The organism is Pedobacter sp. T50_32 (assembly GCF_057652195.1).
Genome location: NZ_JBYFBY010000009.1, coordinates 92,302 through 110,256 on the forward strand (window position 1 = coordinate 92,302; position 17,955 = coordinate 110,256).

The following is a 17,955-nucleotide window of genomic DNA, read 5'->3' on the forward strand; positions in this document are numbered from 1 at the left end:
CCAGCTTTTGTTTTCAGATGAAAGATCCGTCCGATATATTAGTTGTGCGGATTCATGAGAAGTGGTAAGTTGCAGAAACGGCTAACAGCCAGTTGCTTCCTAAGGATTTACAAGAATTTTTATATTTCCGTCATTACCTAAAATTGCTGAATAATTTAGGCTTTTTAAAAGCCAAAACATTTATTCCAAACTGTACGAACGCTATTATTTGGATTTCTAACTGTGTTTTCTCGCTGATTTCGAAATAGTCGAACAATTAATGTTGACGAATTGTTAATAAAATACTAAAAATATTAGCATAAATTTGTGGTGTTGATTTAATTGATGGCATATGAAGGAGCTAACACTTTACCAAAAAGGGAATGCGGAAAAGCTGATTCCCTTATTTACAGAGCGGATACATGCGGGCTTTGAAAGTCCCGCCGCAGATTACGAGGAGGCCAGCATTGACCTGAACGACTACGTCTCCAAATATCCAGAGGCGACTTTTTTTGCGAGGGTGGAAGGGGACTGCATGATCGGTTCGGGAATCCTTCCCGATGATTTATTGGTGGTGGACCGTTCATTGGTGCAGCAGAATGGCGATGTCGTGGTTGGGGAATATAATGGAGAGTTTATCCTTCGCAGCTATTACAAAAAGGGAGCCAGGGTTTTCCTGATGCCTGACAATAAATTGTACAAGCCGATTGAACTGACCGAGGGGACGGTGTTCAACATTTGGGGCGTTGTCCCGCATACGATATATAACCAGCGGAGGAGGAACAGTGGTCGTCTTAATCGATTCGAACAACTTTTACGTTAGTGTGGAACGGGCTTTCCAACCTTACCTGAAATATATGCCCGGTTGTGTGATGAGCAATGGGGATGGTTGTGCCATTGCGCTGTCCAATGAGGCGAAGCTGATGGGGATCAGACGGGGCACGCCTTTCTTTGAGCTGCGGGAACTGTTGAACCAGGGGAAGTTATGGTGGCGTTCGTCGAACTATACACTTTATCAGGATATGATGCGCAGGATCACGAAGATCATCAAGCGCAGTTTTCCCGATCAGGAAATCTATTCGATAGACGAATGTTTCTGTGACCTGTCGGGACATAAGTATGAAAACTTGGAGGGAAAGGGAATAGAGCTTCGGGAAAGAATATTGAAGTGGGTAGGTGTTCCGGTGGGTATTGGTATCGCCCCAAATAGGACCTTGGCCAAGATCGCCAATAAGCTGTCGAAGAAAACGGAGACGGGTGTATTTATGATGGATACGCCGGAGAAGATCGAGGCGGGCCTGAAAGCAACGGAGATTGATGATGTCTGGGGCATTGGCCCACGTTATGCCATCAAGCTGATACAGGAAGGCGTATATACGGCCTGGGATTTTATACAGTTGCCCGAAGATTATGTACTCAAACTGATGACGATACAAGGGCGAAGAACGTATAGGGAGCTGAAGGGGGAAAGATGTATTCCCATGGAATATGATAGGCCGGACAAACAGGCGATTGCCACGGCCAGATCGTTTCGTGGATTTGAAAGGGAACTGCCGCCGATGGAAGAGGCTTTGGCCAATTATGTGGCCAATGCGGCGTTGAAGCTGCGTGCGCAGGGATCGGTCTGCGCCAAGATTTTTGTGTATGCCCATACTTCGAGGTTTGCCGTGGTTACCGATCGCTATTCGGCTGGCCAGGAAATCAAACTTGAGGTGGCGACGAATGATACGGCTGTTTTGATCAAGCAGGCAGTTAGGGCACTGCGAATGATCTTTGTCAAAGGTTACCGTTACCAAAAGGTGGGGATCGAACTGAAGGATCTGAAGCCTGCAGGGCAGGTGCAGTCCTCGCTGTTTGATAGGGTCGATATGGTCAAAAATGAAAAGATGCAAAGGGCACTGCGGGCGATCGACGGGATGAATGCGGTGTATGGAAAGGATACCATCCGTTATGCGGTCATGGGCTATGAAAAGAAATGGTTCATGAAACAGGAGTACCTGTCGCGGAAATTTACGACGAGGCTCGAAGATGTCATCGTGGTTAAGGCAATATAGAACAAATTGATTTAATGTACGTTATAGAATTATGGGAGCACATATCGATATTATCGGATTGGAGATGGGACAATTGTCGACCTATCTGAAGAACAGGTTTGCCGAGATCAGTTCGATTACCGAGTCTTCGGACGGCACCTATTTCATGGTAGATTTTGCCGCCGGCACCGAAAAACTGAACTTGGTGATCAAGGAAATGGATGTTTTGATCAAGAAGTTTTTGGCGGTCCACGGCGATCCGGGGACGGCCTACGGCTTCAATATCAACTGCGGCAGAAAGCTGGTGAACAACATCTGGTACAACGACCCAGATTTTGGGCATCGGATCGAACTGCAGTTCAAGGGCAGGAGGGAGAGATTGTTTGTGGCGGATGTGATGGGGGCCACTGGCGAGTACAGCATCTTCAATGAAGATTTCGAGTATTTGGGTGACATGTACATGCCCGCAAGTAAAGAGGAAGAGAGTTATGGGATCTTCATCTTTCCAGACTGGTCACGGCCAGAAAAATGGAAGGGAACGACCAAGTTGATCAGGCCCTATGTAAAAAAGATCGTGGAACAGATTGCAGCTTCTTTGCAGCGCAGGAGTGTATTGGTCCCGGTGCGCTAGTTGATTTGAAACCACATTACTGTAAGGATATTTATTTGTAGATTAGTAGCTCAATCCTCCAACATGTGTGCACGCTATACCCTTACCGCAGAAGAAAAGGAACTGATCAAGCAGCAGGGCTATAGCCTTCGCGGGGAATACCAGCCCGACCCCAATATTGCCATTACTGATGTGGGTTTTATCGTGACCTCCGATGAACCGGATATCGTACAGCGGATGCACTTTGGGATCGTGCCGCCTGATTCGGATAGCAAAAAAGTGGACTTTTCTTCCTTCAATATCCGTAGCGAGGAGGTGTTGGACAAGCCGACTTTTGAGCCTTTACTGCGTCAGCGGAAGACCTGTCTGGTATTAGCGGACGGTTTCTATGAAACGGAGAAATTGGGAGAGGATAAAAGGCCATGGCGCTTTGTAACGGAAAGGAAAATTTTTGCCTTTGCTGGACTGTGGTCGGAATGGATCGATGAAAATGGTGAGCCTTACCGCACCTATGCGATCTTTACCTGTAAGGCCAACAAGACGGTGGGGGAGATCCATGAGAAAGGACGGATGCCGGTGATCCTGCACAAGATCGACGAACGTAAATGGCTCAACAAGAAGCTTTCGGTAGATGAACTATTGTCGCTCTGCGAGCCCTATCCCGACAACAAGATGAACAGGTACCGGGTGAGCAAGAAGGCGCTTGCGGTATCGACAAAGGCCAAGCCAAATAAGGGAATGGATCTGTTGGAAGAGGTTAAGGATGAGCCCAGACAGGAAAATCTGTTTGGAGAAGAGGTGATCAAGCCGAAATCGCAGGAAAAGCCGGCATCTCAAACTGGCAAGAAACAGCAGAAGCACAAACGGCCCCTACCTCCAACGGGCAATCTTTTCGATTAAGGTATTGCTTGCGTATTTTGATTTTGACAAACAAATCCATTTCTTTGGCGTAAATACAGCTAGCAAGTAGAACGCGATGGAACCCTTTGAAATTGATGCCCTGATTGCAGATAGGATGGTACGGCTATTGGTCGTGCCCCAGAACTATCCTTTGGAACAGAGTGTGTATGATGTTTACCAAGGTGATAGAAAGCTTGGCCGGATATGGACAAACTTTTCGATCATGGGACTGGAATGGCATACGGCGGATCTGATTGCCGCAGATACGCTCCGAAATATTGGCATGGCCATCGAAGGCTATGACTCTTAAAATAGAGATATGGAATTTGGAAGACCTGAACAGGATATTTTATTGATCGATCATCGCCTGCCACCTGATGGCACACTCACCGAGAAGGTACTTTCCTCTATTGATAATGCTGGAACAAAGTTCTATGTGGGCTGCGCCAAATGGGGCAGAAGGGAGTGGGTAGGGCCGCTCTATCCAGAAAAAACGAGGGATGTTGATTTTTTGCTGGAATATGCCAAACGTTTTGATACCATTGAGCTGGGAGCGACATTTTATACCTGACCAGATCGGGAACAACAACCTGACCAAAAGAACGATTGACGAGGGAAGTATGGATGAAAAATCAGGAATGAACTTTTCGGAATATGTGGCAATCCTGTCAGGAAATACAGACCTGTTGGATAAAGCCAAACTGGAAAAACAGATTGCCGGACTGGAAAGCGAAAAGCAGGCGTTCAACCGCTCTAAATCCAGTGCCAAATTTAAGGTACAGGATTATATGGAAATGTTGCAAAGCACTCAATCCCGTTTGAGCCGGATGAGTACCGACTGGGAAAACTTACAGCAACGCCTGCAAAAGCGTTCGGACGGTACAATCGAAAACCCTGTGCTGTTAGATTGCTTGCCGCCCAATGCAAATCCGAAACAAATAGGCGCAAAACTGAACGAGATTGCGAACAAAGCCCGCACGGCAGGCGACTATCGTGAAATAGGCAACCTCTACGGGTTTCAATTATTGGTTAAAACAGAACTTCCAAAGGATAATTCAACACTCGAAAGGGTCAATAGATTTTTTATAACTGGCGAGGGCAATATCGAGTACACCTACAATAACGGTCTGATGGCAAAAGACCCCGAAACCGCCGCAATGAATTTTTTAAGGGCTTTGGAAAAACTGCCGGGCTTTGTGAAGCAGGAGCAGGAGAAAATCGCTGAAATACAAAAAGACCTGCCGATACTTCAGGAAGTGGTTAACGGTACTTGGGCTAAGGAAAGTCGATTGAGTGAGCTTAAAACGGAACTGGCTGCCGTAGAAAGAAAGATACAGCTATCTATTACGCCGGAAACCAAACAAGATGCTTCGGAGCAGGCAGAAAAGCAGAATGAAGCCCCAAAGGTGCAGGAAAGCATTATACGGACAAAAGGCGTTCATTCACCTCGTGGCGTATTATAATAGTCGTTACTTTTCGTCCTTTTCGTCCATTTTTTTTATTAGGGCTTCACAGAGGCTGTCAAGGAATTTGGTTCGGTTTATCTTACGGGCTTTCAGTTCCATAAACGTGTGGTAAAAATCGCCTAACTCAATATTAAAGGCTTCTTCAAAAGTTTTAGCTATCAATTTTATGTCTGTATTCCCATTGTTAAATACACCGTGGGAGTACAGTGCATATATGAGTTCCGTCAGTGCCGTTTTACTTGCCGTCCATTTCAATGAATTGTCCGAACCCCTTTTCACATTGATGTTATTGAGCCTGTCTTCCAAATAAACTTGTATCAGGTCATTGGCAATAATCTTGGCAACCTTATAATCGTGTGAAGTAGAAAAACGATGGTCTGCTTCAAAATAAAATGTGTCTAACCACAGCCTTATATCGTGCTTGCCACGCACAAAGAATTTTTCGTCAACGAAAGAATTATTGCTGCGGTAATACTTGTAAAAATCAAGGTTGTTTTCAAAGAACCTTTTTAGCTTTTTCAGTTCTTTGGTAAAATATTTCTTGGTACGCTTGTTCCCGTAGGGTCTTCTTGTTTCGATTTTATAGATGGCATTGTAGTAGATGAGCTTTGAAACAATAACAGGTTTCTGATACTTGAAAAAATGGATTTCTTCTTCCATATTCTTAAAGTCATTTTTCAGTACAAAGTCCTTTAAGTCGGCAAGGCTTTGTATGATATGGTGTATAACGGCTTCAATTCTTTTTATGGGGCAGTCGGTTTCAATCTCCAGTTCCTGGATTGCAGTTTCCAATTTAAGATATGTTTCATTGTAAAATTTATCCATTCGCTTCATTTTGATGTAATATATTATTGGTTAATACAGAAAAGCTAACACTGTTCGTATTAGCTTATGATGCAATTACTGCTTAAAAAAATTCAACCTCTACCGTATTGATGATGGAACGATAGATAGATTTTTGTTGCATACTTTAAAGGGTTGTAGTATGATGCAGGTTAGTCTTTGCGAATTACACCTGCATCACCTCCTTTTTTTTACCGATATTTTTTTACGGTTATGCAGTTTACAACCCTTAGTTATTTAATTTTAATAAGTCAATGCCAGCCCCACACCAAAGCCCATATCGCTATCATAGTGGGTACGTATACCTATATTCTTATTAATGATATACCTAAGTTCTCCCATATACTCTAAGTCGGTATTCACCATAAAACCACCTCTTAGTCTTTTTGAAATTGGTATATCTTCACGCATTAACTGCAATCTCACAATTCCATCATGATATACTTCTGCCTGAAAATTGACCAGCATAGGTAACGTATACATAAACCCTAAACTGAACGCCCTGCGGGTGTCTTTCTTGTTGGTTTGTCCAAATATGTTCTTTTCGTGTTCATCTTCTCCCATTTTACGGTAGCGGTAATCAAAACCTACAAAGGGCATGAACCATTGCATCTTTCCAATGTATCTACCTAAATGGGTTTCTACTTCATAACCGTGCATACTATTATAGCCTAAACGCCATTCTGTTCCTAATTGGTAGCGTGCATTCATTAGCATAGCTTCTCCATCATTACCATTGGTTGCAAAATCGTTTTGTGCCATAAAATGAGGCATATTACTTTCTCTTTGCAATTCTTTATAGGCTTTTGCCTTGTCGGGTAGATAGGGGTTATTGTAGTCTCCAACTTCAAAGACCCTGTTCATTCCCGCCATCATGTGATATAATATATGGCAATGAAAGAACCAATCACCTTCCTCATTTGCTAAAAACTCAATGGTATCTGTTTCCATAGGCATGATATCCAACACATTTTTAAGCGGCGATTTTTCGCCTTTTCCGTTTATCACCCTGAAATCAAATCCGTGAAGATGCATTGGATGCCGCATCATTGAATTATTATAAATGGTAATCCGTAGAATTTCTCCTTTTTTTACAGGTATTTTGTCAGTTTCCGAAAGTATTTTATTATCCATGCTCCATACATAGCGGTTCATGTTGCCAGTAAGTGTGAATTTCAACTCTTTTACAGGCGCATCATTTGGAAGAGAGGTGTTATAAGGTGATTGCAACATAGCATAATTTAATGTTTTGATGTCTCCCAAGGCATTAGCGTTGTAACGGTTAGCGTCGTTATCCATATCCATACCCTCATGCTTACTGTGGTCTGCTTTTTTTGTTGCATCTCCGGTAATTTCGGGATACATCACTACATTCATGTCCATTTGGTTAAGGCTCATCTTCATGCCCATATCGTCCAAATCGCCATTCATCTTCATCATATCGTTCATCATCTTCATCCCCTCGAAATACTTCAATCGTGGGAGTGGAGAAATAAGCTGTTTGACCCCATCACCTATAAAGTAACTCGCAGATTGTGTCCTGTCTTCGGTTGTTGCTAAGAACTCGTAAGCCAAACCATCTTGAGGGATAGTCACTACAATATCGTAAGTTTCAGAAACGGCAATGATTAACCTGTCCACCTCTACAGGCTCAACATCATTCCCATCATTCGCTACTACTGTAATTTTTCCTCCAGCATACCGTAGCCAGAAATATGAAGACGCCCCTCCATTGGAAACACGCAATCTGACTTTGTCGCCTGCTTTTAGCTTTTTACCATCAATTGTTTTCAAATCGGTGCTATGGCTACCATTTATTAGGATTTTATCATAGTAAACGTCACTGACATCCATCGCCAGCATCCGCTTCCACTCGTTTTTTACCTTTACCCCTAATTTTCCCTCCTTAATAGCTTCAACATATGATTGTGTTGCGCCTTTCTTAATGGCCGCCCAATCATTTGCATTGTGTAGCATACGGTTGATATTATCGGGGTTAAGATTTGTCCACTCACTTAATATAATTGGAACGGTCGGCAAATCGTCAATTCCTTTTCTGAATGTCTTATCATCGCTTCTTTTCTTCATGATAAAACTTCCGTACATGCCAATCTGCTCCTGCAATCCTGAGTGGGAATGGTACCAGTGCGTACCATGCTGGATAATCGGAAAACGGTAGGTGTAGGTTGTGCCCGGTGCGATGGGTTTTTGTGTAAGCCAGGGCACACCGTCTTCTTTATTGGGCAGGAACACACCATGCCAGTGAAGTGATGTGCTTTCTTTCAATTGGTTGTGCACCACTATTTCGGCAGTGTCGCCCTCGGTAAAGGTAAGGGTGGGCATGGGGATTTGCCCGTTTACGGCAATTGCCCTTTTTTGCTTACCTGCATAGTTGACAAGCGTATCTTTTACATACAGCTCGTAATGCACCACTCTCTGTGCAAACAGCGTTTGCGTGCAAAGCAGTATCAGCACTGTTTGCAAAATTCTTATAGGTATTTTATTATATCCGTTCATGATTTGAAAAATTTTATTTAATGCTGTCTTCCATTGTGCTAAACCACGCTATCAAAACCTGCTTATCCTCCGGTGACAATACTGCATTGCGATGAATTAGTGTGTATGATGACAACGGCATTTCCCCGTCCTTAACCTGCCCGGCCATAGCCCTGAACTTGTTTCGCTGCCTGCGGACAGAATAGTCGCCAAATTCGCTAAAGTTGAGTTCCTCTTTCCCCTTTTTTATATGCTCTGCCATGTACCATGCGCCGGGCTGGATACGGCTGTACCACGGATAATGGGTATTGTTGCTATGGCAGTCATAACAGGACTGAACAAGGATAGCCTTTACATTTTGGGGTACGGTGTACACCCTTTCGATATGGGTGGCTGGCACTTCAACCGCCTGGTTCCGTAAGGGCTGAAAGAACTGTATGGCAATCAGGACGACAGCCAGCCCCAATATGATTTTCTTCTTTATGGTCATAATTATTTTATTGTGGCTTCATCTTTTTGTGTCTACTGTTTTTTCACATACTTGGCATAATTCTCCTTGTTTTCAAAATAAGAAACTTCACCGTTATTTCCTGTCACAGCAATCACCGCATTAGCTTTGTCTACCTGCTTATGGGAATAGGGGTCTATCGCCATCCGCACGGTCGCATCTTTTGGAATACGTTCCTTACACATTTCGCAACATCCGTAATAGGTTTTACCATCAAATTTTACGTCAAACTGCCTTTTGCCCATATAGGCATCGTTGACCATGCAGACTTCATCCGATGGAACCAATTCACCTATTTGGTTACTATGCCCGTGGCTTTCCGGAGTTGCCTGCGAATGCTGTGTCGCTTCATCCTTATTTGACCCTACCTGTCCGCAAGCGGTGAATAGCAGGGCTGATAAGGAAATAAAGCCTATTATTATTTTGCTCATGTCGAAACTGTTTTTTAAATTTTATTATTTACTTTCTTCAAACTCTTTTAGCTTGCGCTTCATCAGTTCAATTTCTTCCGCTTGGGTTTTAAGTATGTTTTTTTGCAGCTCTATCAGTTCCGGGTCGGTCAGGTGTGCCTTTTCGGACATCAATATGGCTGCTGCGTGATGGGGTATCATACCCTTTGCAAACTGCTTGTCCCCGACATTGATTTGTTCCCTGATACCAAACCATGAAAAGATGCCAACGGCAACCGAGATGATGGCTATCGCCCAATTCATCTTCCTGTTGGGGTACATCACTTTCATTATCGCTAATTCGATAAGCAGCATTGCCGAGGTCATCAGCAGGGTCATGTACAGGTTATTGATATTGGGTATCAGGTTCTGCCACTCGTCAATCATGGCGTACATGATAAAATACATCACTGCGAACATGGCGACAGCCATCACCGCAAAGCGTTTGTACATGCCCGAAGCATGTTTTGTATTGTGCGTGCCATGCTCCGAGGAATGACCCGCATGGTGACTGTTTTGCATATTTTCCATAACCCTGAATTTTATTTGCTGTTAATTGTTTTTTCCACCTTACCGCAGGTCAGCATTTTAGAACCGTAGTAAGGGTTTTTGATTTCCTTGTTTTCGCTGAACCAAACAGCACCCTTACCGTCATTGAACATCGGGCAATGGTCCTGATACAATGTTTGCGATGTACCGAACAAATCAATCAGGTCTTTCAAATCTTCGCCAAGCGAGGCCAAATGTTCCCGCTGGTGGTGGATGTTGCCGACATTTTCCCCGATATGTTCTGCGTGTTCTTTAGCATCGTCCGCTATGTCCATGTACTTTTTGTGCTTATCAGCAGGAACGGCTTTCATGTCCACTTTATTCAGGGTAGCTAACAGCTTTTTCCCTGAACTGGCGGCAGCTTTGTCATCGTCCGAAACAAGGGCGTTCTTTAAGGACAGATAATCGGTAACTATGGGCGCAATAGAAAAGTTTTTTGTTTCTTCTTTTCCTGTTGCTATTGCTTCCTGACCGCTCGGTGTTTCACTCACAGCGGGCGCAGCTACCGTATCATCCTCTTTTGGTTGGGAAGCTGGCTGTTCTTGTGATACCACAGCAGTATCACTTGAAGACTGCTCGTTTTTGTTGGATGCCTGATTGCATGATACTGTTACAAATGCCATGATAACAGCAATGATTGATAATGTTAGATTTTTCATTTTTATTTATTTTTTGATTTTTAAAAAACTTGCGTTAATAGCCACTACAATGGTGCTTACACTCATCAGCACAGCACCCATAGCGGGACTTAAAACAAAATTCGGATAGAGTACGCCTGCCGCAAGCGGTATTGCCACCACGTTGTAGCCAACCGCCCATATCAGGTTCTGTACCATCTTTTTGTAGGTAAGTTTGCCGAAGTCAATCAGTTTGACCACATCCCTCGGGTCGCTGTCTACCAATATGATATCCGCTGTTTCGGCAGCCACGTCCGTACCGGAACCCACGGCAATTCCAACATCTGCCTGTGCCAGTGCAGGTGCATCATTTACACCATCACCAGTCATTGCTACGATTTCGCCTTTTGCCTGAAACTCCTTTACTTTCTCCTGCTTGTTATGCGGAAGCACATTGGCCAAATACCCGTCCATACCCAATTTTCCGGCTACGGCAGCAGCAATCCTGTCGTTATCCCCCGTGAGCAGAAAGGACTTGATGCCCATTTTTTTGAGTTCCTCAATCGCCTGTGCCGACCCCTCACGGATGCTGTCTGCCAAAGTAATGAGGCCGATTACCCGGTCATCAATGAGAACAAAGTTTACTGTTTCGGCTTCCTGATTAATTTCGGTTGGAATTTCCGGCAAAGAAAGGTGGTTTTCGGTGAAGTAATTCGGGCCACCAGCTACAACACTCTTTCCGTTTACAACACCTTTTACACCTATACCCTGCATATAGCTAAAGTTTTCAGACTTCCATAACGCAAGCCTCTTTTCTTTCAATGTAGCCATAATGCCTTTTGCGATATGGTGTTCCGAATTTTGCTGTACTGCGGCAGCATACTGGATAACTGCATCGGCATTGTATTCGTCCGTAAAGGGAATAACCTTTTCCACGGCATGGGAACCTTTGGTGAGCGTTCCGGTTTTGTCAAAAATGATGGTAGATAGCTTACGGGTGGTTTCAAATGCTGTGCGGTTGCGGATGAGCAGACCATTGGTCGCCGATAGCGTTGTGGAAATGGCGACCACCAACGGGATAGCCACGCCCAATGCGTGCGGGCAGGCCGTTACCATTACCGTCACCATTCTTTCAAGCGCAAAGGCAATATCTCCACTGCTTGCATACCAATAGGCAAATGTGCCTATGCCCACGGCAATGGCAATAAAGGTGAGCCATTTGGCAACTTTGTCCGCAAGGTTTTGCGTATTGGACTTAGTAGCTTGTGCCTCCTGCACAAGATTGATAACCCTGTTCAGGTAGCTGTCTTTTCCAACGGCTGTTACCTTAACTTTCAGCGCACTATCGCCATTGATAGAGCCTGCGATGACCTTTCCGTCCTTTTCCTTTTTTACGGGAACACTTTCTCCGGTAAGCATACTCTCGTTGATATATGAAAGCCCATCCAGAACCAATCCATCGGCAGGAATTTTTTCACCCGGTTTTATGATAGCCGTTTCACCGCTTTGCAGGTCTTCGAGCTTTATCTTTACGGCTTCTCCGCCACGTTCCACGGTAACATCGTTGGGCAGCAAAGCCACCAATGACTGCAATGCCCGTGAAGCAGCCATTTGGGAACGCATTTCCAGCCAATGCCCTAACAGCATGATGTCAATAAGGGTTGCCAGTTCCCAAAAGAAGTCCATACCCTGCAAGCCAAATACAACGGCTACGGAATAAACATAGGCTACGGATATGGCAATGGCGACAAGGGTCATCATGCCTATGGCTTTGGCTTTTATCTCGCCAATCATTCCTTTTAGGAATGGCAAGCCTCCATAGCTATAAATCACCGTACCCAATGCCAGCAGCACATATTTATCGCCATTGAAAGCAAGGGAGAAACCCAACCATTGCTGTATCATGTGAGACAGGAGCAGGATAGGGATTGTAATGACAAGGCTTATCCAAAAACGTGTGAGGAAATCGCCTGTATGATGTCCCTCATGTTTATTAAAGGTTTCATCAGCATGGCCATGTTGAGAATGCCCGGAATGCCCATGTTCTGATGTGTGTTCATGAGAAACTGACGCACCGCCAACGGGAACCAATGCCATGCCACAGAGCGGGCATTTGCCCGGTTCGTCTTTTAGCACCTGTGGGTGCATAGGACAAGTATATTTTTTCATAACAAGGGGTTTTAAAAGTTATGTTGCACTTAATTTTTTTGCCATCTCATGGGTCATTTCTTCGGCATAAGTACCATAGGCATCAACAAGTACGCCTTTATTCTTACTATCATTAGACGATATGGCATAAATCACGGCATTGTTATCAGGACTGCTGTCGAGGCTTTCAAACCTATGAGTTTCCGTAACCGTAAAATCCTCCGGTTTTAGTTTCAGGCTCCTTGACGTACAGTACAGACAGTCCGGCAACAGACTAAAGTCCATACTGTACCCACGTTGTCTTAGGTCTTTAAGCGCCTGCACCATGTCATTGTACTGTACCATAGCTTTCAGACCTGTTATTTAATGGTTTCAACGGTACTGCCGCAGGTAAGCATTTGTGAGCCGTAATATGGATTTTTAACGGCATTCTCCTTACTTAGCCAATTGGCTCCCTTACCTCCATTGTACATAGGGCAGTGCTGGTAATAAACGGGGGTATCCTGCTTAGAAACTTTGGCAAGTGTGTAGATGCTTTCCGAAAGTGCCGCAAAAGCACTTCTTTGTTTTGCAACATCTTTTGATTTTGAAATGCTTTCCGCATTGGCCGTCAAATCCTGCATCACTTTCATCCAAGCCGTATGTTCCTCTGCCGATAGCTTGTTCATATCGACTGCTTTAAGGGATGCAGCCAATTCAGCGGCTTTGGCAGATGCGGTCGCCGCATCGGTTTTTATCAAAGCGTCTTTCACTGAAAAGTAGTTGTCAAATACAGCTTTTAGCTGTGATTGGTTTTGAGCTGCATTTTTGTTAGCTGCCATTTGGCTATGGTCGTGATTGCCATGTCCGGCATTCATGTCCATGCCAGCCTCTTTGTTTTTGGCAACCGTCTTCACGGGTCTATCATACTGGCAGCAACCAGCCAGTTTAGCATATACGTCATCCGGCGCACGGAACTTCTCGCTGTCATAACCAGCCAAAGCGATACGTTTCAGGATTTCATCCTGATTTGTTTTGTCGCCGTCATACGTGAGCGTAGCCATCTTGGTATCTTTGTTCCAGTCCACACTGGCTACCTTTTTTACGTTACCTGCTTTTTCGATGGTGGCTTTGCACATACCACAATTGCCATAAATTTTTACGGTTTCCGTTTTCGCATTCTTGATTTGTGCAAACACGTTTATTGATGATAGTAATACGGCGATTACCATCACTATTTTTGATAATGATTTCATAATAATATACATTTTCGGAAAAGGGGTATTAGCAAACCCATTTCCCTTGAATTTTAAAATAAATAGTACAAATAGGGGATTTGCAAAAGCCGGAATAGCTTTTGACAAGGCACACCTATGGCTATCAGGCCATAGTTTTAGCTTATTTTAGGAGGTAGCCAAATGAAGAAAAATCCCGAAGAATAGTAGGCTTCCTTGAAACCGAATTTTTGCTTTTTAACTTCAGCAAATGGATTTTTAGCTTTTAATTCGATTGGGATTGGTAAGTATAGGGAGGTAGTTGAAGCACTGCATCTGCAAGAGCTATGTGAACAACCACCATCGCAGTTGCCGCTTTTGCATTTTTTGCAGGATTTGCCCTTACAACCTTTTTTATGTTCTGATTTTTTGGATTTCTCTTTTGAGCAGGACCGCTCGGTCTTTGTCGAATTTTTGGAACAGGCAAAACTCTGGCTTGGTATCATAAAGAAAACCAGACAGAAGAGTGTCAAAATGCCTATATGTATTCTATAATTTTTCAACTCAACAAAGTTACAAATAAGATTGGTTTTTTATATTGTTTTTACATTTTTTTTTGCTATATAGGCAAAATTTCTCTATATAAACAAACAATGTTACGACCACAACAAGATATCCTCTTTCTTCAGGATTTGATGAAATGCCTTTTTCGGCAACCCAACCTTCAGAAAATTCGGTCGGAAAAAGGACATTTTAAAAGGTAGTTGGCTTAGGCATTCAAAGGTTCTATTTTGAAGCCTGCTTTTTGTACGGTCGATATTACTTCCTGCTCGGTAATGCCCTCGGACTTCACTGTAAGTACCTTGTCCTTGTTGGCCGTGTCCACTTCCCAATGGCATATGCCCTCTGCCTTGTCCAAGTGCGGTTTTACAGATGCGATACAACCGCCGCAATTGATGTTCGTCTTGAATTGAAATTGTTTATTTTCCATTGTTAATAAATTTTAAAGTTATCTGATTATGCAAATTTCCGTACTATTCAGTTCAGTATTGTTGTGTAATTTCTTATTTGATTTTTACTGTTTTACTTCTTCCACTTCAACCGCAGGCTGTTACTTACCACGCTCACGCTGCTCAATGCCATTGCCGCACCCGCAATCATAGGGTTAAGCAGGAACCCGTTAATAGGATAAAGGATGCCAGCTGCCACCGGAATACCGATTAGGTTGTAAATAAATGCCCAAAACAGGTTTTGCTTGATGGTGGCTACGGTCTGTTTTGACAAACCTATTGCCTGCGGTATCTTGGTAAGGTCTGACGAGATGATGGTCATTTTGGCTACGTCCATTGCGATGTCTGAACCCTTGCCCATCGCAATGCTTACATCGGCTGTTGCCAATGCGGTACTGTCGTTGATACCATCCCCAACCATTGCTACAACTTTACCCTTGCTTTGTAGTTCTTTCACAAAATCGGCTTTGTGCTGTGGCAATACTTCTGCCTTGTAATGCTTGATGCCTGTTTGTTTGGCAATTGATTTGGCTGTTGCTTCGTTATCGCCTGTAAGCATATACAAATCAATTCCCATTTCCTGCATTTCCTTAATGGCTTCTACCGATGTTTCTTTTATCTTATCAGATATGGCAATTACGGAAAGTGCTTGTTGGCTGTCTGCAAACCAAATAACGGTTTTGGATTGTTTCCCCCATTCATCGGATTGCTTTAATAATTCATCTGCAATAATGATATTATTTTCTGCTAATAATTTTTTGTTTCCTACAAAATAGGTTTTGTTATTGTGATTGGCTTTTGCTCCTTTACCTGTAATACTGTCGAAGTTTGATAAATTAGTAGCTGTAATACCATCTAAATATTTTACTACTGCTTCTGCCAATGGATGTTCTGATTGTTTCTCGATACTTAAAAGAATATCTTTCGTTGTATCATCATTGTTCAGCCATTCGATACCTGTTACCTCCGGTCTGCCCTCTGTTATCGTTCCTGTTTTATCTAAAATAATGGCATCAACCTTTTTGGCTAATTCCAAACTTTCAGCATCTTTTATCAAAATACCGTTTTCAGCACCTTTGCCAACGCCAACCATTATAGCGGTAGGAGTAGCCAATCCCAAAGCACAGGGGCAGGCAATGACCAATACCGTAACAGAAGCTAACAATCCCTGCACTATGCCATTGTTGCCACCTAAAATAAACCACAGGATAAATGTAAGAATAGCAATCCCTATCACAACGGGAACAAAAATTCCTGCAATCTTATCTACCAACTTTTGTACTGGTGCTTTACTGCCTTGTGCATCCTGTACCATTTTGATGATATGGGCAAGCATTGTTTCTTTTCCGACTTTAACCGCTTTGAATTGAAAACTTCCTTTTTGGTTAATCGTTCCTGCAAATACTTTTTCGTTTTCTTTTTTCAGTACCGGAACAGGTTCACCGCTTAACATACTTTCGTCCACATACGAATTACCCGATGTTACCATACCGTCCACCGCAATTTTTTCGCCCGGCTTTACAAGGATAACATCGCCTGCGTTTACGTCTTCAATAGCGGTCTGCTTTTCTGTTCCGTCTGCCTGTATTACAATAACTGTTTTGGGTTGCAAGCCCATTAGTTTTTTTATGGCAGATGATGTATTGCCTTTGGCTTTTTCTTCCAATAATTTTCCTAACAGAATAAATGCGATAATTACGGCTGCGGCTTCAAAATAAACATGGGCGTGTAAACCCTTATTATGCCAAAATTCGGGAAACAACATATTGAATACGCTAAAAATATAGGCTATACCTGTACTCAATGCTACCAACGTATCCATATTGGCAGAACGGTGTTTTGCTTGTTTCCACGCATTGATGAAAAAATCTTTTCCCAACCACAATACCACAGGCGTAGAAAATGCCCACATAATTTGATTGGCATAAGGCATATCCATAAAGAACATACCGATAACAACGACAGGTAAAGACAAGATAGTTGCCCAAATGGTTTTGGTTTTTAGCTTCCGGAATTTTTGAGCGTGAATTACTTCTAATGTTTCCTGCTGTTTGGTTTCATCTTCCACCAATAAATCATAGCCAATGCTTTGTACCGCCTTTTGCAGTTTAATGGCATCGGTCATATTAGGAAGGTACTCAACGGTAAGATTTCCGGTTGCGAAGTTTACGGAAGCATCAACAACACCCTCCTGATACTTTACAATGCTTTCGGCACTGCCTGCACAAGAGGCGCAAGTCATACCCAATACAGGAAAGGATTTTTTTACAGCGGAAACGCCATATGCCAATGCTTTAATTGCTTTAACCGCTTCGCCTAGTGCTTCGCTGTTCTCTACCGTGATAGCTGCCCTGCGGTTGTTTAGTTCTACTTTGTGGGTTGTGATGCCTGTTACCTGTGCTAATCCTTTTTCAACGATTAACGCACAATGTTCGCTCTCTACATCTTCCAAAGGAAGATAGACGGTTTCTTTATTATTAGTCGTTGCCATATTTCGCTTCGTTTTAATTAACAGTACAAAATTGGCAATTATATTAGGACAGGCTATTGTGGAATTTTGGGAATGATTTGTAAAATTTACAATTTATCTAAAGGCTTCCTTTTGTCTTCCTTTATTTGTTTGAAATAGCTCGGTGTTAGCCCTGTTACTTTTTTGAATTGGTTACTTAAATAGGCTACACTTGAATAGTTGAGGCGGAAAGCAATTTCACTCAAAGAGAGTTCATCATATACCAGTAGTTCCTTTACCTTTTCAATTTTTTGGGCAATAAAATACTTTTCAATAGTAGTGCCTTCTATCTCTGAAAATAAATTGGACAGGTGATTATAATCGTGATGTAATTTATTGCTTAACACCTCTGAAAGGTTGGTTTTCGCATCGTTATCCTGATGATGTACAAGTTCAATAATAATGTTCTTTATCTTTTCGATGATGCGGCTTTTCTTATCATCAATGATTTGAAACCCTAACCTTACGAGGGCTTCGCTCAATTTCTTTTTTTCTTCGACTGTAGGCTCTTCATCCAATGTTACTTCGCCAAGCCTGATACTCTTTACTCCCAAATCTAATTTGTCCAGCTCATTTTGCACCACCATATTACAGCGGTTACAAACCATATTTTTAATAAATAATGTCGTCATATTTTTGAATAAT

At 42.9% G+C, this 17,955-nt stretch carries 20 protein-coding genes; 8 read left to right on the forward strand and 12 right to left on the reverse strand.

Annotated elements, in window-relative coordinates:
* Window positions 1-331: 331 nt before the first annotated feature.
* From AC23ME_RS19910 to AC23ME_RS19940, 7 genes are all read left to right on the forward strand, one after another.
* The gene (locus tag AC23ME_RS19910) at window positions 332-802 is read left to right on the forward strand and encodes a LexA family protein (protein WP_487729496.1); all 471 of its coding nucleotides are present in this window, start codon (window positions 332-334) and stop codon (window positions 800-802) included.
* A gap of 34 nt (window positions 803-836) precedes the next feature.
* On the forward strand, window positions 837-2,033 hold the full coding sequence (locus AC23ME_RS19915) for a Y-family DNA polymerase (protein ID WP_487729497.1): 1,197 nt from the start codon (window positions 837-839) through the stop codon (window positions 2,031-2,033).
* Between the two features lie 31 nt (window positions 2,034-2,064).
* Window positions 2,065-2,643, forward strand: a complete 579-nt coding sequence (locus AC23ME_RS19920; protein WP_487729498.1) for a hypothetical protein — start codon at window positions 2,065-2,067, stop codon at window positions 2,641-2,643.
* A 63-nt stretch (window positions 2,644-2,706) separates the two neighbouring features.
* The gene (locus AC23ME_RS19925) at window positions 2,707-3,522 is read left to right on the forward strand and encodes an SOS response-associated peptidase (RefSeq protein WP_487729499.1); all 816 of its coding nucleotides are present in this window, start codon (window positions 2,707-2,709) and stop codon (window positions 3,520-3,522) included.
* Window positions 3,523-3,598: 76 nt separating this feature from the next.
* The gene (locus tag AC23ME_RS19930; protein WP_487729500.1) at window positions 3,599-3,832 is read left to right on the forward strand and encodes a hypothetical protein; all 234 of its coding nucleotides are present in this window, start codon (window positions 3,599-3,601) and stop codon (window positions 3,830-3,832) included.
* A 9-nt stretch (window positions 3,833-3,841) separates the two neighbouring features.
* Window positions 3,842-4,093, forward strand: coding sequence for a DUF72 domain-containing protein (locus AC23ME_RS19935; RefSeq protein WP_487729501.1), 252 nt, complete (start codon window positions 3,842-3,844; stop codon window positions 4,091-4,093).
* Window positions 4,094-4,142: 49 nt separating this feature from the next.
* Window positions 4,143-4,985: a hypothetical protein gene (locus AC23ME_RS19940; protein ID WP_487729502.1), complete on the forward strand. Its 843-nt coding sequence runs from the start codon at window positions 4,143-4,145 to the stop codon at window positions 4,983-4,985.
* 6 nt (window positions 4,986-4,991) lie between these two features.
* Here the strand turns inward: AC23ME_RS19940 and AC23ME_RS19945 are convergent, their stop codons facing one another.
* From AC23ME_RS19945 to AC23ME_RS19985, 9 genes are all read right to left on the reverse strand, one after another.
* Complete coding sequence (locus AC23ME_RS19945; RefSeq protein WP_091098934.1) at window positions 4,992-5,813, reverse strand: RteC domain-containing protein; 822 nt, start codon at window positions 5,811-5,813, stop codon at window positions 4,992-4,994.
* Between the two features lie 261 nt (window positions 5,814-6,074).
* On the reverse strand, window positions 6,075-8,348 hold the full coding sequence (locus AC23ME_RS19950) for a multicopper oxidase family protein (RefSeq protein ID WP_487729503.1): 2,274 nt from the start codon (window positions 8,346-8,348) through the stop codon (window positions 6,075-6,077).
* 13 nt (window positions 8,349-8,361) lie between these two features.
* Window positions 8,362-8,817, reverse strand: coding sequence for a heme-binding domain-containing protein (locus AC23ME_RS19955; RefSeq protein WP_072885944.1), 456 nt, complete (start codon window positions 8,815-8,817; stop codon window positions 8,362-8,364).
* 32 nt (window positions 8,818-8,849) lie between these two features.
* Complete coding sequence (locus tag AC23ME_RS19960; RefSeq protein ID WP_078797523.1) at window positions 8,850-9,266, reverse strand: hypothetical protein; 417 nt, start codon at window positions 9,264-9,266, stop codon at window positions 8,850-8,852.
* A gap of 24 nt (window positions 9,267-9,290) precedes the next feature.
* Window positions 9,291-9,815: a DUF305 domain-containing protein gene (locus AC23ME_RS19965; protein ID WP_487729504.1), complete on the reverse strand. Its 525-nt coding sequence runs from the start codon at window positions 9,813-9,815 to the stop codon at window positions 9,291-9,293.
* An 11-nt stretch (window positions 9,816-9,826) separates the two neighbouring features.
* Window positions 9,827-10,492: a DUF3347 domain-containing protein gene (locus AC23ME_RS19970; protein WP_084018988.1), complete on the reverse strand. Its 666-nt coding sequence runs from the start codon at window positions 10,490-10,492 to the stop codon at window positions 9,827-9,829.
* 6 nt (window positions 10,493-10,498) lie between these two features.
* A complete protein-coding gene (locus AC23ME_RS19975) occupies window positions 10,499-12,619 on the reverse strand; it encodes a heavy metal translocating P-type ATPase (RefSeq protein WP_487729505.1) in 2,121 nt (706 codons plus the stop codon).
* 18 nt (window positions 12,620-12,637) lie between these two features.
* Window positions 12,638-12,943 (reverse strand): hypothetical protein, encoded by a 306-nt coding sequence (locus AC23ME_RS19980; protein ID WP_013407366.1) that lies wholly within the window; start codon window positions 12,941-12,943, stop codon window positions 12,638-12,640.
* Window positions 12,944-12,957: 14 nt separating this feature from the next.
* Window positions 12,958-13,833 carry a DUF3347 domain-containing protein gene (locus AC23ME_RS19985; protein WP_487729506.1) on the reverse strand — a complete coding sequence of 292 codons (876 nt, stop codon included), beginning with the start codon at window positions 13,831-13,833 and terminating at the stop codon, window positions 12,958-12,960.
* A 195-nt stretch (window positions 13,834-14,028) separates the two neighbouring features.
* Here AC23ME_RS19985 and AC23ME_RS19990 point away from each other — a divergent pair, with 195 nt between their 5' ends.
* On the forward strand, window positions 14,029-14,346 hold the full coding sequence (locus AC23ME_RS19990; protein ID WP_185145522.1) for a hypothetical protein: 318 nt from the start codon (window positions 14,029-14,031) through the stop codon (window positions 14,344-14,346).
* A gap of 214 nt (window positions 14,347-14,560) precedes the next feature.
* Here the strand turns inward: AC23ME_RS19990 and AC23ME_RS19995 are convergent, their stop codons facing one another.
* The 3 genes from AC23ME_RS19995 to AC23ME_RS20005 form a co-directional block, all read right to left on the reverse strand.
* Window positions 14,561-14,782 (reverse strand): heavy-metal-associated domain-containing protein, encoded by a 222-nt coding sequence (locus AC23ME_RS19995; RefSeq protein ID WP_024566625.1) that lies wholly within the window; start codon window positions 14,780-14,782, stop codon window positions 14,561-14,563.
* A 92-nt stretch (window positions 14,783-14,874) separates the two neighbouring features.
* Window positions 14,875-17,292 carry a heavy metal translocating P-type ATPase gene (locus AC23ME_RS20000; protein ID WP_487729507.1) on the reverse strand — a complete coding sequence of 806 codons (2,418 nt, stop codon included), beginning with the start codon at window positions 17,290-17,292 and terminating at the stop codon, window positions 14,875-14,877.
* Window positions 17,293-17,378: 86 nt separating this feature from the next.
* Complete coding sequence (locus tag AC23ME_RS20005) at window positions 17,379-17,942, reverse strand: helix-turn-helix domain-containing protein (RefSeq protein ID WP_487729508.1); 564 nt, start codon at window positions 17,940-17,942, stop codon at window positions 17,379-17,381.
* Between the last annotated feature and the right edge of the window lie 13 nt (window positions 17,943-17,955).

Bases quoted from the DNA above. Each gene is read 5' to 3' on its own strand.
- AC23ME_RS19910 (WP_487729496.1), top strand. From the start codon at position 332: ATGAAGGAGCTAACACTTTACCAAAAAGGGAATGCGGAAAAGCTGATT.
- AC23ME_RS19915 (WP_487729497.1), top strand. From the start codon at position 837: ATGCCCGGTTGTGTGATGAGCAATGGGGATGGTTGTGCCATTGCGCTG.
- AC23ME_RS19920 (WP_487729498.1), top strand. From the start codon at position 2,065: ATGGGAGCACATATCGATATTATCGGATTGGAGATGGGACAATTGTCG.
- AC23ME_RS19925 (WP_487729499.1), top strand. From the start codon at position 2,707: ATGTGTGCACGCTATACCCTTACCGCAGAAGAAAAGGAACTGATCAAG.
- AC23ME_RS19930 (WP_487729500.1), top strand. From the start codon at position 3,599: ATGGAACCCTTTGAAATTGATGCCCTGATTGCAGATAGGATGGTACGG.
- AC23ME_RS19935 (WP_487729501.1), top strand. From the start codon at position 3,842: ATGGAATTTGGAAGACCTGAACAGGATATTTTATTGATCGATCATCGC.
- AC23ME_RS19940 (WP_487729502.1), top strand. From the start codon at position 4,143: ATGGATGAAAAATCAGGAATGAACTTTTCGGAATATGTGGCAATCCTG.
- AC23ME_RS19945 (WP_091098934.1), bottom strand. From the start codon at position 5,813: ATGGATAAATTTTACAATGAAACATATCTTAAATTGGAAACTGCAATC.
- AC23ME_RS19950 (WP_487729503.1), bottom strand. From the start codon at position 8,348: ATGAACGGATATAATAAAATACCTATAAGAATTTTGCAAACAGTGCTG.
- AC23ME_RS19955 (WP_072885944.1), bottom strand. From the start codon at position 8,817: ATGACCATAAAGAAGAAAATCATATTGGGGCTGGCTGTCGTCCTGATT.
- AC23ME_RS19960 (WP_078797523.1), bottom strand. From the start codon at position 9,266: ATGAGCAAAATAATAATAGGCTTTATTTCCTTATCAGCCCTGCTATTC.
- AC23ME_RS19965 (WP_487729504.1), bottom strand. From the start codon at position 9,815: ATGGAAAATATGCAAAACAGTCACCATGCGGGTCATTCCTCGGAGCAT.
- AC23ME_RS19970 (WP_084018988.1), bottom strand. From the start codon at position 10,492: ATGAAAAATCTAACATTATCAATCATTGCTGTTATCATGGCATTTGTA.
- AC23ME_RS19975 (WP_487729505.1), bottom strand. From the start codon at position 12,619: ATGAAAAAATATACTTGTCCTATGCACCCACAGGTGCTAAAAGACGAA.
- AC23ME_RS19980 (WP_013407366.1), bottom strand. From the start codon at position 12,943: ATGGTACAGTACAATGACATGGTGCAGGCGCTTAAAGACCTAAGACAA.
- AC23ME_RS19985 (WP_487729506.1), bottom strand. From the start codon at position 13,833: ATGAAATCATTATCAAAAATAGTGATGGTAATCGCCGTATTACTATCA.
- AC23ME_RS19995 (WP_024566625.1), bottom strand. From the start codon at position 14,782: ATGGAAAATAAACAATTTCAATTCAAGACGAACATCAATTGCGGCGGT.
- AC23ME_RS20000 (WP_487729507.1), bottom strand. From the start codon at position 17,292: ATGGCAACGACTAATAATAAAGAAACCGTCTATCTTCCTTTGGAAGAT.
- AC23ME_RS20005 (WP_487729508.1), bottom strand. From the start codon at position 17,942: ATGACGACATTATTTATTAAAAATATGGTTTGTAACCGCTGTAATATG.